This window comes from Fredinandcohnia onubensis, from assembly GCF_002734285.1.
GTDB classification, from domain to species: Bacteria; Bacillota; Bacilli; order Bacillales; family Bacillaceae_L; genus Ferdinandcohnia; species Ferdinandcohnia onubensis_A.
Genome location: NZ_NSEA01000001.1, coordinates 127,582 through 143,557, shown reverse-complemented (window position 1 = coordinate 143,557; position 15,976 = coordinate 127,582). Strand labels below are relative to the sequence as shown.

The 15,976-nt window shown below is 40.0% G+C and carries 13 protein-coding genes and 1 riboswitch; of the genes, 4 read left to right on the top strand and 9 right to left on the bottom strand.

Annotated features, from left to right (window positions below; genetic code table 11):
- Nucleotides 1-3: 3 nt before the first annotated feature.
- From kynA to CKJ95_RS00605, 3 genes are all read right to left on the bottom strand, one after another.
- The gene (gene kynA, locus CKJ95_RS00615) at nt 4-825 is read right to left on the bottom strand and encodes a tryptophan 2,3-dioxygenase (protein ID WP_099351476.1); all 822 of its coding nucleotides are present in this window, start codon (nt 823-825) and stop codon (nt 4-6) included.
- Nucleotides 826-1,000: 175 nt separating this feature from the next.
- Complete coding sequence (locus tag CKJ95_RS00610) at nt 1,001-1,450, bottom strand: threonine/serine exporter family protein (protein ID WP_099351475.1); 450 nt, start codon at nt 1,448-1,450, stop codon at nt 1,001-1,003.
- Nucleotides 1,451-1,467: 17 nt separating this feature from the next.
- Nucleotides 1,468-2,211: a threonine/serine exporter family protein gene (locus CKJ95_RS00605; protein ID WP_099351474.1), complete on the bottom strand. Its 744-nt coding sequence runs from the start codon at nt 2,209-2,211 to the stop codon at nt 1,468-1,470.
- Nucleotides 2,212-2,427: 216 nt separating this feature from the next.
- Between CKJ95_RS00605 and CKJ95_RS00600 the strand changes: the two genes are divergently transcribed.
- Nucleotides 2,428-4,092 carry a glutamine--tRNA ligase/YqeY domain fusion protein gene (locus CKJ95_RS00600; RefSeq protein ID WP_257215691.1) on the top strand — a complete coding sequence of 555 codons (1,665 nt, stop codon included), beginning with the start codon at nt 2,428-2,430 and terminating at the stop codon, nt 4,090-4,092.
- Nucleotides 4,093-4,247: 155 nt separating this feature from the next.
- Here the strand turns inward: CKJ95_RS00600 and CKJ95_RS00595 are convergent, their stop codons facing one another.
- Nucleotides 4,248-5,819, bottom strand: coding sequence for a SpoIID/LytB domain-containing protein (locus tag CKJ95_RS00595; protein WP_180271378.1), 1,572 nt, complete (start codon nt 5,817-5,819; stop codon nt 4,248-4,250).
- Nucleotides 5,820-6,076: 257 nt separating this feature from the next.
- Nucleotides 6,077-7,795: an ABC transporter ATP-binding protein gene (locus tag CKJ95_RS00590; protein ID WP_099351471.1), complete on the bottom strand. Its 1,719-nt coding sequence runs from the start codon at nt 7,793-7,795 to the stop codon at nt 6,077-6,079.
- A gap of 509 nt (nt 7,796-8,304) precedes the next feature.
- Here CKJ95_RS00590 and CKJ95_RS00585 point away from each other — a divergent pair.
- On the top strand, nt 8,305-10,407 hold the full coding sequence (locus tag CKJ95_RS00585; RefSeq protein ID WP_099351470.1) for a hypothetical protein: 2,103 nt from the start codon (nt 8,305-8,307) through the stop codon (nt 10,405-10,407).
- Between the two features lie 19 nt (nt 10,408-10,426).
- Here CKJ95_RS00585 and CKJ95_RS00580 read toward each other — a convergent pair whose 3' ends face one another.
- From CKJ95_RS00580 to CKJ95_RS00570, 3 genes are read right to left on the bottom strand one after another with little or no spacing between them, the layout of a single operon-like run.
- Nucleotides 10,427-12,289: a PTS fructose transporter subunit IIABC gene (locus tag CKJ95_RS00580; RefSeq protein WP_099351469.1), complete on the bottom strand. Its 1,863-nt coding sequence runs from the start codon at nt 12,287-12,289 to the stop codon at nt 10,427-10,429.
- Between the two features lie 15 nt (nt 12,290-12,304).
- The gene (gene pfkB, locus CKJ95_RS00575) at nt 12,305-13,216 is read right to left on the bottom strand and encodes a 1-phosphofructokinase (protein WP_099351468.1); all 912 of its coding nucleotides are present in this window, start codon (nt 13,214-13,216) and stop codon (nt 12,305-12,307) included.
- The gene (locus tag CKJ95_RS00570; RefSeq protein ID WP_099351467.1) at nt 13,213-13,968 is read right to left on the bottom strand and encodes a DeoR/GlpR family DNA-binding transcription regulator; all 756 of its coding nucleotides are present in this window, start codon (nt 13,966-13,968) and stop codon (nt 13,213-13,215) included. Before CKJ95_RS00570 ends, pfkB begins: the two co-directional genes overlap by 4 nt.
- A 152-nt stretch (nt 13,969-14,120) precedes the next feature.
- A riboswitch (guanidine-I (ykkC/yxkD leader) is annotated at nt 14,121-14,219 on the top strand.
- A 64-nt stretch (nt 14,220-14,283) separates the two neighbouring features.
- Between CKJ95_RS00570 and CKJ95_RS00565 the strand changes: the two genes are divergently transcribed.
- Together CKJ95_RS00565 and CKJ95_RS00560 are read left to right on the top strand one after the other, a co-directional pair.
- Nucleotides 14,284-14,625 carry a DMT family transporter gene (locus CKJ95_RS00565; protein ID WP_099351466.1) on the top strand — a complete coding sequence of 114 codons (342 nt, stop codon included), beginning with the start codon at nt 14,284-14,286 and terminating at the stop codon, nt 14,623-14,625.
- Nucleotides 14,625-14,939 carry a DMT family transporter gene (locus CKJ95_RS00560; RefSeq protein WP_099351465.1) on the top strand — a complete coding sequence of 105 codons (315 nt, stop codon included), beginning with the start codon at nt 14,625-14,627 and terminating at the stop codon, nt 14,937-14,939. The genes CKJ95_RS00565 and CKJ95_RS00560 overlap by 1 nt, the downstream gene beginning before the upstream one ends.
- 75 nt (nt 14,940-15,014) lie before the next feature.
- Here CKJ95_RS00560 and CKJ95_RS00555 read toward each other — a convergent pair whose 3' ends face one another.
- Nucleotides 15,015-15,920 (bottom strand): LysR family transcriptional regulator, encoded by a 906-nt coding sequence (locus tag CKJ95_RS00555; protein ID WP_099351464.1) that lies wholly within the window; start codon nt 15,918-15,920, stop codon nt 15,015-15,017.
- Nucleotides 15,921-15,976 lie beyond the last annotated feature (56 nt).

Below are 15,976 nucleotides of genomic sequence, written 5' to 3'. Positions count from 1 at the left end.
CCTTTATAATTTCGTCCGCATATTCCACAACTCTGGGAAAAAGCGATGGTTGATCACCTGCTTTAAGTATTCAACCCCTGCTGAGCCACCAGTCCCTCTCTTATATCCGATAATCCGTTCAACCGTAATCATGTGGTTATAGCGCCATTTCTGTTGGTGGGATTCTATATCAACTAACTTCTCCGCAAGCTCGTAAAAATCCCAATACTTTTCAACATTTTGATAGACTTCTAGCCATGACTGTTCAACACTTTCGTTCGCTTTATAATCCTCCGTCCAATCCCTTTCGAGGCATGATTTATCAATGTTAAAGCCCCTTTTTGAAAGAGCCAAAATCGCTGCATCATAGATACTTTTCTCTTGAAGAGCATCTTCAACCTGTTTGTAAATTTCAGGTTGATGCTTATATACGCCAAGCACATTCGGTTTCTTATGACCAAGTGCAAACTCGATTAACCGATTTTGATAGGATTGGAACCCCGACGACTTTCCGAGCTCTCCCCTAAATTCCATATATTCAGAGGGGGTTAATGTTGAGAGAACGTCCCAGGACTGAATCAATTGCTGCTGAATTTTTGAGACCCTTGATAGCTTCTTAAAAGCCGGTTCAAGGTCATTTTTTAAAATAGATGCTTTCGCCGCATTGACCTCATGCAAAATAAGCTTCATCCATAGTTCACTCGTTTGGTGAATGATAATAAAAAGCATTTCATCATGATGCTCAGAAAGGCGTTGCTGGCTCGAGAGTAATGTATCTAACTGAAGATAGTCACCATAAGTCATGTCCTTTGATAAATCATTGTAAATGCCGTCGTTTTTGCTCATAGACGTCTCCCTTCGACTTGAGGATGAAGTTTGTATGACCGAAACGATTATACACCCTTACTTTCTATGAATATGCCGAAATTCCTTTATATTTCATGAACTTTTTGATCGGGCTCAAGCTATCGATTTTAGCTAAAAATTATAAACCTATCCAAAATAAAAAGCCTCCTGGAATCTAAATTCCGGAAGCTTTAACTGAACTCTTCTTTCGCCTAATGATCAACTGATTCAACACCTCGGATAAAACAAGTCCGAAGGCGATTGCGCCTGAGATCATAAATGCCCTTGCTGCCAGTGGAAGTGCTGTTGAATAGTCGTTTTCAACAAAATTCCTCATTGCGTCGTATGAGATTCCACCAGGTACTAAGGGAATGATTCCAACGATGCTGTAGATAATCACTGGATTTTTATAGACCTTTGCAAAGATATGGCTGATGACTGCAACCAAAAAAGAGGCAGCAAGTGTCGCATAAACCGCATCAATCCCTTGTAGAAATAAAAAGATATATAACATCCAACCAATCATTCCGACTAGGCCACATTTAATAAGCGACTTTTTCGGAACATTGAAGATGATGCCAAATGTACTTGAAGCAACAAAGCTTGTAATCAAATGGGAAAGCATTATAAACTCCTTTCAACTTAGAAAATGGCAAGAATCACCGCTACTCCCGTTCCAATGGCAAAGGCGGTTAGAAATGCTTCTGCCCCCTTTGAAATCCCCGAAACAAGATGTCCTGCAATTAAATCACGAACAGCATTTGTAATCAATAAACCAGGAACAAGTGGCATCACAGAACCGATAATAATTTTATCGAGCTCAGCCCCTAGTCCAGTTACGATAAACAGATAGGCGATCATTCCAATTAAAAATGACGCCATAAATTCCGCGAAGAACTTTATTCGAACCAGCTGATGAAGATAGATAAAAAAGGCAAAGCCCACTCCTCCAGCGATACAAGCTGGTAAAAAGTCGGTCCAGCTTCCAAGGAACATAATCGTAAAACAGCCACTAGCTATGGCTGCTGATAGAATCTGAATCCAAATCGGGTAAGAAAGATCCCTTTTTGAGAGCTCTTCTAACTCACGCTTTGCCTCTTGAAGCGTTAATTCCCCGCTGCTAATTTTACGCGAAATATTATTTACAAGGGTTACCTTTTCTAAATCGGTAGACCTCTCATTAATTCGTATTATATTTGTAGGTTCTGTTCCACTTGTCGAGAACATAATCCCCGTAGGTGTTACATAACTTTGAGACGTTACATTCCCAAAAGCTGCGGCCATACGATTCATCGTGTCCTCTACCCGATACGTCTCTGCCCCACTCTCGAGCATGATTTTCCCCGCTAACAGGCAGATCTCCATAATTTCTATCTTATTTTCCATAAAACCTCGCTCCGATGGTTATAAAATTTGAGATACAGTAAAGCTTATATGAAAGACGTCCTAATAATCAACTTAAACTTTGGTAAACATGAGAATAATGGAAATTATTCTGGTTTTATGATATATTCATCAATTATAGTACCGTTCAATAAGAAAGGAAGCAATTAGTTGTACCAAGACTTTTTGAACGCCCAGTATAGGATAACGAAAGAGGTTATGGCCGTGGAAAATAATAACGTTTCAAATTTTATTAGAAATATCATAATCGACGATTTAGAAACTGGAAAGCGTGACCATGTCGTGACCCGCTTCCCACCAGAACCAAATGGGTATTTACATATCGGACATGCTAAATCAATCGTTCTGAATTTTGACCTTGCGGATGAATTTAAAGGTAAAACAAACCTACGATTTGATGATACAAACCCTTTAAAAGAGGATATTGAGTTTGTGAACTCGATTAAAGAAGATGTAAAATGGCTTGGATATGATTGGGACGGTTTATTTTTTGCATCGGATTACTTTGAGGAAATGTATAGCCGGGCTGTTTTACTTATTAAAAAGGGCCTTGCGTATGTGGACGATTTAAGCGCAGATGAGATCCGTGAATATCGTGGTACCTTAACAGAGCCTGGAAAAGAAAGTCCTTATCGCGATCGTACAATCGAGGAAAACCTTGAACTATTTGAAAACATGCGTGCTGGTAAATACGGAAATGGTGAAAAAGTTTTACGTGCAAAAATTGATATGAAATCTCCAAACATCAATCTGCGTGATCCTGTTATTTACCGAATTTCGCATACGACTCACCATAATACAGGTGATAAATGGTGCATCTATCCATTGTATGCTTTTGCACATCCTGTTGAGGATGCAATTGAAGGTGTAACTCACTCCATATGTACGATTGAGTTCGAGGACCAACGCCCTTTTTATAATTGGGTTGTTGAGCATTGTGAAATGGAGAGTAATCCACAGCAAATCGAGTTCGGGCGCATCAATTTAACAAATACCGTGATGAGTAAGCGTAAGCTTAAGCAGCTTGTTGAGGAAAGCTACGTGGACGGATGGGACGACCCTCGTATGCCAACCATTTCTGGACTTAGAAGAAAAGGGTATACACCTGAAGCAATCCGTACTTTCTGCCGTGAGTTAGGCGTAGCGAAAAACAATGGAACCGTTGATACTCAAATGCTAGAGCATTTTGTTCGTGAGGATTTAAAATTAAAAGCACCACGAACAATGGGTATTATCAAACCGCTTAAAGTAGTCATTACCAACTATCCAGAAGGACAAGTAGAAATGCTGGATGCGGAAATCAACCCTGAAAATCCGGAAATGGGAACAAGACAAATCCCATTCTCTCGTGAAATCTATATCGAGCAAGAAGATTTCATGGAGAACCCACCGAAAAAGTATTTCCGTCTTTTCCCTGGCAATGAAGTTCGTCTAAAGCACGCGTATTTCATTAAATGTGAAGAAGTCATTAAAGATGATGAAGGAAACGTGGTGGAACTTCATTGTACGTATGACCCTGAAACGAAGAGTGGTACTGGCTTTACAGGTCGTAAGGTAAAAGGTACGATTCACTGGGTTGAGGCGACACAAGCGGTGCCTGCTGAGTTCCGTCTATATGAGCCACTTATTTTAGATTCAGACGAAAATGAGGAAGATGCGGACAAAACATTCCTTGATTACGTCAATCCGAATTCACTTGAAATTTTAAATGGATTTGTTGAGCCGAACATGAAAGATGTGAAGCCACATGACAAGTTCCAATTCTTTAGACATGGTTATTTTAACGTCGATCCAAAACATACTACAGACGACCATCTAGTCTTTAACCGAATTGTCTCATTGAAAAGTTCATTTAAATTATAAGAAAAGTGCAAGGCGCCCGCTTATCGGCGACAAGCATAAGCCACTCACTGACAGAAGGTGATTTTACCTTCCGAAGTGAGTGGCTTATGACCTCGAGCCGATGGCGCCTGAAACTAGACAAAAAAAGACTCGTGCCCATGCACGAGTCTTCTTTATTAGTATCTATCCTCTATGTCAATTCCTTGGTAGTAATGCTTCAGAATCTCCTCAAAGGTTGCCCCTTTCTCAGCCATTCCGACTGCACCCGTTTGTGACAAGCCTACACCATGGCCCCAGCCGCCACCGTATACTTTAAACCCAGTAACTTCTTTATTATTATCCTTCACAGGCTCAATGTGGAACAGCGTGCTTAGTAGTGAAGCTTGGTTACCACTTGCATTAATATATTTTAAAGTAGTTCGAATACGATCTTTGTATTCATAAAATGTACCATTTTCCGTAACAAACTCAATTTCGAGTACACGACCTGAACTTGAGCGCTCTATAACGTTAATTTCATAAACCTTACCAACCTCAGTGTTATAGGATGTACTCAATACATCGCTCATTTCCTCTGCGGTCCATTCAAAATTCCAGCGATGGTATTTTGACCAATCTGCTTCAAAATCTCCTTCACTTGCTGCACGTAATGATTTGGAATTGCTATGATTTTTGAAAACTTCTAGAGATGGAACATGTTCAAATGCCTTACCTCTTTGTGCATCAGGCACTCCCCTTAAGTAAGGAACAGGGTCTGAACTCCACACATCTTCATTATTGGCCGAAAAACCGCCACTAGTAGAGTTAAACACAGCTGTAATTAACTTCCCTTCGTAAGTTGCAACAATCCCACGTGTACCATTAACTGCATCATTTGAGATTGGATGTTCAGCCTCAAAACCGCCATACACTTGGTCAGACGTTGTTGGAAGAAGATCATACCCGTCCTTACCTCTTTTACCCATGTTTGATAAGGCATAGGTTCTGGCAGCAATGGCTTGTGATTTTTGTGCCTCTAATTCACCGTATGGTACAGGTGGCAATTCTCGTGGAACAACACCATATAAATACTCCTCTATTGGAAGTTCATTGATTCCCGCAAGTGCCCCTGAACTATTGAAACCAACCTCAGCGATTCCACGATACTGATTCCCGTTAATCGTCACTAAATCCTCTGAAACAACTTGAATAGGATTTGTTGTTGTAATTGCTGTTTCTCCTTTTAAGACTTTGATTGTTGATTCTCCTTCAACAGTCGTGATTAATCTCCAATAGGCATCACTAGCCCCTAGGCCTTTTGCAACAATTTCATTTTTAAAAGCAGTTCTTACTGCAAATGAGGCATCTGACGGAAACTCACCGATTAGTAAACGCCAACCATTATTATATTCTTCAACATAAGTTGAATAACCATTTGATTCGGCAAGGTGTAACCAATCCGCAACAGCCGCATTGCTTGTTGTAAAGGAAACCTGTAATCGATAGTTTGTTTTTACAACAGATGATCCTGCAAGCTCAACCTGAACTTCCTCATTTTCTCCTGTTAAAAGCACTTCGCCTGTTTCTTTGTCAATAACATCAAACTTACCTTCCGAACCAACTACCAATGATTCAACAGAAGGAACAACTCCGATCCGAATATCTGGTTCCTCTCCCTCACTTGCCTCTGCTGGGTTGCCCCAGATTCCCTGAAGTGAAAAAATACTCAAAAAGGTAAAAACAAATAATAGCTTCAACACTTTTTTCACGCACAATTCCCCCTACAATTTTTCGTCATACTCTTAAGTTCGTTAAGAAGAATAAAACATCCTTTCATACAAATTTACTATCTTTTAAAATAAAATTTCAAAAACAGATTTTACAAGTTCCCTACTATCCGATTAAAACTGACAAGATTCATTTTTCTTCTACCCTTTTTCATGCTTTTGGCCGCCAAATGACTGAAATTTTTATATGACCTTTGACCCATTTTTAGGCATAAAAAATAACCAGGATTTCCTGGTTATTATGATTGATATTGAACCTGATGAAGATTTGCGAAGATCCCGCCCTTTTCTAGCAGTTCGTCATGTCCGCCTTGTTCTGCAATACCGTCTTCTGTCACTACGATAATGCGGTCTGCATTTCGGATTGTAGCTAAACGATGGGCGATAACAAGTGTTGTACGATTTTTAGAAAGCTCTGTTAATGCTTTTTGGATAATCTGCTCTGTTTCTGTATCTAAAGCAGAAGTGGCTTCATCCAATATTAGGATTGGTGGATTCTTTAAAAACATTCGGGCAATCGCAATCCGTTGTTTTTGACCACCTGAAAGTTTAAGGCCACGTTCCCCAACCTGTGTTTCATAGCCATCTGGTAGTCCAGCAATAAACTCCTCTAAGTGAGCACGCCTTGCAGCCTCTTCAATTTGTTCATCCGATGCTCCAAGCATCCCATATGCTATATTTTCGCGTAGGGTTCCTGTAAAAAGGAAAACATCCTGCTGAACAATTCCAATTTGGGAACGCAACGATTCCTTTGTCATTTTTCGAATATCCATTCCGTCAATCGAAATGGAACCTCCATTCACATCGTAGAAACGTGGAATTAATGAACAAATCGTCGTTTTCCCGGCTCCTGATGGACCGACAAACGCCACTGTCTCTCCAGCATGAACCTTTAGATTTATATCTTTTAAGACAGGTCCTTGCTTTTCATCGTAGCCAAAGGTTACTTGTTCAAACACGATATCTCCACGAAGAGATGGAACAGCAACCGCATCCTTCGCATTTTTCACTTCTGGCTCCATATCGAGTAGCTCTGTAAAACGTTTGAAACCAGCCATCCCTTTTGGATACAGTTCCAAGAGGGCACTAATTTTATCAATCGGTTTAAAAAGGACATTGGCATATAAGACGAATCCAACTAATTCTCCGTAAGTAAGCTCCCCGCTAAAGCTTAACCACGCGCCGACAACTAGCACGATAAGGACAAACAGACGTGTCATTAGGTAGATACCAGCAGATGCTGACCCCATAACTTTATAAGCACTAAGCTTTGAACGACGAAACTTACGGTTATCAACTGTAAATCTAGAAATTTCAAATTCTTCATTTGTGAAGGATTGGACAACACGTGCCCCTGCCACACTATCCTCGACCCTGGCATTTACATCTGCAATATTGCTATACATCGCCTTCCAAGCACGATTCATACGAACATTTGAAAAAGCAATCAACCATACTAAAAATGGCACAACAATAATCGCAATTAGTGCAAGCTTCACATTGATCGTTAACATAATCCAAAATGCACCAACAAAGGTCATAATGGCAATGAACAAATCCTCAGGACCATGGTGAGCAAGCTCGCCAATATCAAATAAGTCATTCGTAATACGGCTCATGATATGACCTGTTTTTGTATTATCAAAGAAGCGAAATGATTGTCGCTGCACATGTTGAAACAACTGCTGCCTCATATCCGTTTCAATGTTAATCCCTAGCTTATGACCCCAATATCCTACAATAAATTGAAGACCTGAGCTAACTAAATATAATACTAACAATCCAATGCTCACCCAAACGATTGCAGACAAGTTACTGGTTGGCAAAAGTTTATCAATAAACCACTGCACTGCAAGCGGAAAGGCCAGCTCTAGAATCGCAACAATCACCGCACAACTAAAATCAATTAAAAACAGTGTACGATGCGGTTTATAATATGTAAAAAAACGTCGAATCATTTTGCTCTCTCCTTGTGATTTCTACTGCTATAACGAATTATAAGCCGTTTCACCTAAATTTGACAAACTATTTTGTTACTCGAAATTTTTTGGTTTGGCTTTTCTCGCTTATGCTCTTTTTCCGCCGGCTTGTCCTGCGAAACCACTCTTGCGGTATACGCTCACTCTTTTTTCACTCCAGCATGTACCGTGAAACCTTTCTTGCGGTACATGCTCGCTCTCTTTTCACTCTAGCTTGTAACGTGAAACCTCTCTTGCGGTACACGCTCACTCTCTTTTCACTCTAGCTTGTAACGCGAAACCTCTCTTGCGGTACATGCTCGCTCTCTTTTCACTACAGCTTGTATCGCGAAACCTTTCTCACGGTACACGCTAGCACTCTGTCTCACCCTAGCTTGTACCATAAACTCTCTAACTCTCCCATTCCCAACACAACTCTGTTACATACCTGAAATGAACGGCCGCCTAGAACCCTGAATAGGATATAAAAAAATGGGATGGTGAACAAAATGGATTTACCGACAGTTTTATCGGGGCCAATCCTGCGACGAGTTGAGCCTTCTCACATTTATATTTGGATTGCATTACGAAAAAGATACAGACTAGGTGCAAAGCTGTATCAAATTGAAAGAATAGATGGTACAAATTTTACGTACCATGAAATAGATTGTGAGTCTGAAACAACCACTTTCCGTGCAGGAAAACAACTTTATATTAGCCTAATCAAACTAACACCACCGTATCAAGCACAGTTCCCTGTAAATACACTCTTAGGCTATAATCTCCTTTTCCAACAGAATTCTGAGATTCATGACTTACAAGATTTCGAACTTCTAGGAAAAGAGCAACCAAACTCCATCACATATGGAGACCTCACCTTTCCTAGCTTTTTTATTCCAGACCTATCCAAGCAAAAAACCAATATCCTATATGGGTCATGTCGAAAGCTTCATGGAAAAGGTGAGGATGCCCTTAGCCAAGGAGACGAAACAATCGAAATGAACTATTTAGACCTCGAAAAGCGCCCAGACGCTTTATTTTTATTAGGTGACCAAATTTATGCGGATGATGTGCCTGATCCGGTGTTTCACATCATGACGGAAGCAGGTGAAAAACTCATTGGTAAAGGAGAAAACCTTATTGATATAGAGCCTCGCCTCAAAGATAAACCATTCAACAAATCTATTAACCAGGCTCGTGGGAGACAGTTCATCATGGAACGTTTTTGTAAATTCACCTCTTCACACGCCCGGAACCATGCAATGACATTCGGAGAATATGCCGCTCTATATTTATTATCTTGGTCTCCTGAGCTGTGGGATGCTTATACAGATGATGGTGACTTTCCTTCATTTAAAGACCATACCAATAAAGATCAAATATATTATATTTACAAAAAAGGGAAGCGAAAAAAGGAAAAGAAGGCTTACGAGAAAGAATATAACGAACAAGTGGCCGATGTGAAGGAAACCTATCAAACACTTTCGAAGGTAAGAAGATTACTTGCCAACATACCAACCTATATGATCTTTGATGACCATGATATTACAGATGATTGGAACATCAGTCACAATTGGAAAAGTAACGTCTACTCATCAAACCTTGGGAGACATGTAGTTGCCAATGGACTTATGGCTTATTGGCTGTTTCAAGGATGGGGCAATGACCCAGATCGTTTTGATCGGGCATTTCTCGGTAAAATGTGGAGATATAGTAAAGATTACGAAATTCGTTCACATTCACATGATATATGGGAGGATCTACTTTGGAATTATAATCAATGGAACTTTATTGCACCGACAAACCCAACATCCATTTTCCTTGATACGAGAACACAACGAAAATACGACCATACTCCACTTCCAGTTTCCCTTGGTCGTACTATCGAAGAAAAGGATCGTCCTCCGCAGCTCATTGGTGAAGGCGGTTGGCAGACCTTAACAGATTGTTTATACGGGAGTGGTTGGAAAAGCGGTGAACCACTCCTTGTTATCTCCCCATCACCGGTCTATGGAATTGGCTTAATTGAGTCCTTCCTCAATCAATATATTTATCCATTAAAAACAATTGGAGTTCCTGCAACAACAGCATTTGATTTTGAGTCTTGGAAGTATAACGGAGAGGGCTTTAGTGAACTCTTGCATCAGATCAAAGAATGGAACCCGAGTCACTGCTTTATTTTATCCGGGGATGTTCATTACGCTTCTGCTGTATCAACCAATATCAAATTTCCCGATGGTGAAGATCTATGTATCTACCAATTTACAAGTAGTCCAATGAACAACATGAGTTTTTCGGGAATTCAAGGCGGATTGATGAAAGCAATCGTTACCATAAATGCAGCGAAAAGAAGGAACAAAGAAATCAACAGATATTGTGATGCTACCTACGATATCGTTAAACAAAAAGGAAATACCCCTTGTCCCACCAACTTCACGTGGAAAGAAAAGATTCGTTACCTCTCAATGGATCAAGGGCCAATCATTGAAACCGGAAATAATCTTGGTCACCTTGTACTCACTCCGACCTCAGCAAACAATGCGCTACTTCAAAACAATAACACCATCACTTTTAAACCAATCTCATTACCATTAAAAATACCCCGTGCCTAAGTAGCACAGGGTATCTTCCTTATTTAATAGGTTTTTTCAAGAATCCAACTAATAATGCCGTTATTACTGTACCGATGAGAATCGCAAGTACATATAATGCCCAACTCCCATTTACAAAAGGAATGACAAAAATTCCTCCATGTGGAGCAGGTAAGCCGATACCAAACAACATCGTTAGTGCACCTGTAACTGCAGAACCAATAACCGCAGAAGGAATGACACGTCCTGGGTCAGCAGCTGCAAATGGTATCGCACCTTCTGTAATAAACGACGCACCCATGAAATAAGCTGTTTTTCCAGCCTCACGTTCTTGCTTTGTAAATTTGTTTTTAAAGAGAGTTGTCGCTAAAGCTAGACCAAGTGGTGGTGTCATTCCGCCCGCCATAATAGCTGCATGTGGTGCATAATTTCCAGCATCAATCATGGCAATTCCAAAGGTAAATGCGGCCTTATTAATTGGGCCACCCATATCAATCGACATCATTCCACCTAGAATTAAACCAAGTACGATCAAATTCCCAGTGCCTAGCCCTTCAAGCCAACCGGTCAACCCGTCCATTACAAATTTTAACGGACCAACAAGTACATACATAATTGCGCCGGTAATCAAAATCCCAACGAACGGATAAATCAACACTGGTTTTAGACCTTCAAATGATGATGGTAAACCAGAAAAGACCTTCTTCAGTAATAAGACCACATACCCTGCAAGGAAACCAGCTATTAATCCACCTAAAAATCCAGCTCCGCCAGTCGTTGCCATTAGACCACCAATCATACCAGGTGCTAATCCAGGACGGTCAGCAATACTCATGGCGATAAATCCTGCTAAAACAGGAATCATTAGTTGAAACGCATTGGCACTTCCGATTGTCATCAACGCGCCTGCAATCGGATGATAAGATGGATCATTCGGGTCAGAAGCATTGATCCCAAAGATAAACGAAATGGCAATTAATAGCCCGCCACCAACAACAAACGGAAGCATATTAGAAACACCATTCATTAAATGCTTATAAAAGCCACTTCTTTCTCCGCCTTCAGTTTTTTTCTTTTCAGTTTGTTCAGCTTGGTAGATTGGGGCATCCTGATTAACCGCTCTTGTTAATAATTCCTCGGGTATGCGGATACCTTGAGCAACCGGTACCTGAATCACCTTTTTACCATTAAAACGAGCCATCTCTACTTGCTTGTCTGCAGCTACAATGATTGCTACTGCCTCATCAATATCCTCTTGAGTAAGTTCGTTTTTCACACCTGTTGAACCATTTGTTTCAACCTTAATATCGATGTTCATTTCTTTTGCTTTTGCCTTTAGTGAGTCTGCAGCCATATACGTATGTGCAATTCCAGTTGGACATGCCGTTACCGCAAGAACTTTTTTCTGTCCTTCTTTTTTCTCAACCGGCGCTTCTACTTCCTCTGACTCATTTTCTTTTTCATTTATCACATCGATTAACTCGTCTGGAGTTTGAACCTGCATAATCTTTTCACGAAAACCAACGTCCATTAATAATGAAGATAATCTTGACAGTGTTTCAAGATGTGCATTATTTGCCCCTTCACTTGCCGCAATCATGAAAAATAAATGGCTTGGTTGTCCATCCAATGATTCATAATCTACTCCTTTTATGGAGCGTCCAAATGCAATCGCTGGTGTTTTCACCGCAGCAGTCTTCGCATGTGGTATCGCTATGCCTTCACCAATTCCTGTTGTACTTTGGCTTTCCCTTGTTAAGATTGCCTGTTTGTATTGTTCTTTATCCTGTAGGCGACCAGCTTCATCAAGTTTTGAGACCAATTCATCAATGACATCAAGCTTTGATGAAGAAACGAGGTCAATAATGACCGTATCTTTCTTTAACAGATCCGTAATTCTCATCCTGCATGTTCCTTTCTATATCTTTTTCACTTGTACTTGTGAAATCAATTCATTTATTTTCTCTTCCGTTGCTAATCCTTCAGAATAGGCTGTGGCACTGCCGGCTGTTGCTCCAAAACGGAATGCATCTGTCGCATCCTGTTCTTTTGAATAAGATGCAATAAAACCTGCCACGACTGAGTCCCCAGCACCTACTGAGTTAACTAGTTTCCCTTTAGGAATGTTCGCAAAAAAGACCTCATCATCCACAAATAGCAAACTACCTTTATCCGCCATCGAAACAATGACGTGTTGCGCTCCCATTTCAATAAGCTTTTTCCCGTAAGGAATCGCTTCTTCGGCATTCTTGATTTGAACACCGAAAATTTCACCTAATTCATGGTGGTTTGGTTTAATTAAAAACGGCTTATATGGAAGTACTTCGACTAATAAGTCTCTTGTGGCATCAACAACAACTTTAACTTCCTTGTCTTGTAATTTTTCGGCGACCTGTTGATACAGTGTCGACGGTAACGATGCCGGTATACTCCCTGCTAGTACCACCACATCTCCTTTTTGCATTTGATCAAACTTCACTAAAAGCTGATCAAGTTCCGTAGATGTTATTTGTGGACCTGCCCCATTTATCTCAGTCTCCACATCAGAATGGAGTTTCACATTGATTCTTGTATCGCCTTCTACAGTGACAAAGTCTGTCTGGATATTCTTTTCTGTTAAGGTATCAATAAGGAATTTGCCAGTAAAACCGCCTATAAACCCTAAGGCAACACTCTCTACCCCGACATTTTGTAAAACAGTAGAAACATTGATCCCTTTTCCACCCGGGCTTTTTCGATCCGTTTTAATACGATTCAGTTCACCCACCAGAAAATCATCCAATTCGATAAAATAATCGATGGAGGGATTTAACGTAACTGTGTAAATCATGTTGTCACGACCTTTATGTTGATATGTTCTTGATAAAATGTAAGCTCACTCTTTATTAATCCATTATCTGTTATTAAAGTGGCATCCTTTAAGGAGGAAATTTTCGAAAAAGAAACCTCATTAAATTTCGTGTGATCAGCCAATATATAATTTTCCTTCGCTAAGCCCATTGCTGTTTGTTTAATCAGTGCTTCTTCAGGATCTGGGGTTGTAAGGCCATACTTCAAATCAATCCCATTCACTCCTAAAAAGCACTTATCAAACCGATAAAGGTTCAAGCTTGATAATGCTCGACTCCCAATCAAGGCCTTTGTACTCGGTTTCAAAACACCACCTATTAGATAGGTAGTAATCCCTTTTTCAAGTAAGGGTTCAATCAAGTTTACTCCATTGGTCACCACAGTAAGTCCCTTGTGGTCAAGAAATGGGATGAGTTCTTGTGTCGTTGTCCCTGCATCCAAATAAATGGAGTCACCATCTTGAATAAGCGCTGATGCATATTTAGCAATCGCTTGCTTTTCTTTTATATTCTTTGCTGTTTTTTCTATATAACTCGGTTCCATTTGATTTCCGTGAACGAATGACGCCCCACCATGGACCCTTCTTAATTTGTTTTCATTTTCAAGCTGTACTAAATCACGACGAATCGTTGATTCCGATGAATTTGTTCTTTCAATCAGCTCTTGAAGTTTCACAACCCCATGTTCTTTTAGTAACGATAAAATAAGCTGATGTCTTTCTGGAGTTAACATCATGTCACTTCCTTCATGGATTGTACTCTCATTATATTGAAACCTTTTTTATAAATCAATCAAAAACATCCATTACCATCCAAAACCGCCCGCAAGTAATTTTTCCCTCTTACTTCAAAAAGCTTTCTATTGTATAATGAGAAAAGTTGAATAAAAAGGTTTTCTAGGGTTCCGTAGCCATCGCTAGTCTGGTCCGAGAGAAAACTCATAGCAAATATGCTATGCCACGGAGGGACAAAAGCCTGGGAGATTATACATTTGTTATAATCTCTTGGGCTTTTTCTTTTTAACCGAAACTAAAAGGGGGAATTATAGATGAATTTAGAATGGGTAAAAGTCTTTTTTGCGGCTTTTTTTGAAGTATTTTGGGTGATTGGATTAAAGCATGCAGATAGTTTTTGGACATGGACTGGAACTGTTATTGCGATCTATATTAGCTTTCATGCACTTATTGTAGCAGGGAAAAAGTTACCAGTTGGTACGGCTTATGCTGTCTTTGTTGGACTAGGTACTGCCGGAACCGTTATATCTGAAATTCTGTTTTTTAATGAACCAGTCAAACTGGCAAAGCTTCTATTAATAGGAGTGCTGTTAGTTGGAGTAATTGGTCTGAAGCTTGTTACAAAAGAGAAGGACTCGGAAGGAGCTGAAGGTTAATGGCATGGTTCTCACTTATTATTGCAGGTGTATTTGAAATGCTAGGGGTCGTGCTGATTAATCGACTTCATCAAAAGAAAAATTGGCAATCATTAGTCTTACTGCTTGCCTCTTTTGGCGGAAGCTTCCTATTCCTGAGTATAGCGATGGAAACTTTGCCTATGGGCACTGCATATGCGGTATGGACAGGAATTGGAGCATCTGGTGGAGCGATTTTAGGAATGATCCTATACGGCGAACCAAAAGATTGGAAACGATTCTTGTTTATTGGACTCATTATTAGTTCAGCCGTCGGCTTGAAACTAGTAGGTTAACCTAAAGGGGAGCCTTCAACAGCCCCCCCCTTCAATCGACAAAATCCGTCTATTTCCACGGAAATAGAACAAACCTCAGTATTGAAACTTGTCTAAAAATGAGAAATAATCCTTTAAAAAGTCATAAAAGAGCTGTTCAGTAGGAAGCAATTTTCGCTCTTTGGGAATAATAACACCCACCGAACGGGTCACCTCAGGTTGTAAAACCGAAACCTTTACAGTAGAACGTGGTATATTTTCAATTAAGGTCACCTCAGGAATAATTGTTATTCCTAGTCCTGCTGAAACAAGACCTTTAATGGCGTCAATATCTTCTCCTTCAAAGGAAACTGTCGGCTGAAAGCCCAACTGATTACACGCTTTTACAATGATATCTCGTAAGATAAATCCATTCGGAAATAATACAAACTGTTCTTCTTTTAATTGACTAAGACTTAATGACTTATTCTCTGCAAGTGGGTGCGCGCGCGGTAAAAGAGCTACCATCTTATCCGTAAACAGAGTCGTGCCTGTAATCTTCTTTTCCTGATTTGGCACGGGTCCTAGTAGAGCCATGTCGATTTCGCCTGTTTTCACTCGTTCAATTAAAGAATAATAATTTCCTTGTGACAATGAAAACTTAACTTGTGGGTGACGTTCACGAAATGCAGAAATCATTGTTGGTAAGGTATAAGCTGCTAAACTACTTGGAAATCCGATGCGAATCGTTCCTCGTTCCGGATCTAAATATTCTTCAATCTCACGTTTTGCATTATCTAATACATTTAATGCCTGCTCGACATGATCTAAAAAAACTCTTCCGATTGGCGTTAATTTCACATTCCGTCCATCTCGGATAAACAAATCTACACCTAATTCGGATTCAAGGTTGAACAATTGCCTGCTTACTGCCGATTGTGCAATATGCATTGAATTCGCCGCTTCTGTAACATGTTCACGTTTTGCTACTTCAATAAAATAAGTTAACTGTCTAAGTTCCACAAGGTGTCCTCCTCAATCCATCTCATTACGGCATTGTTTATATCTTTTATTAATAT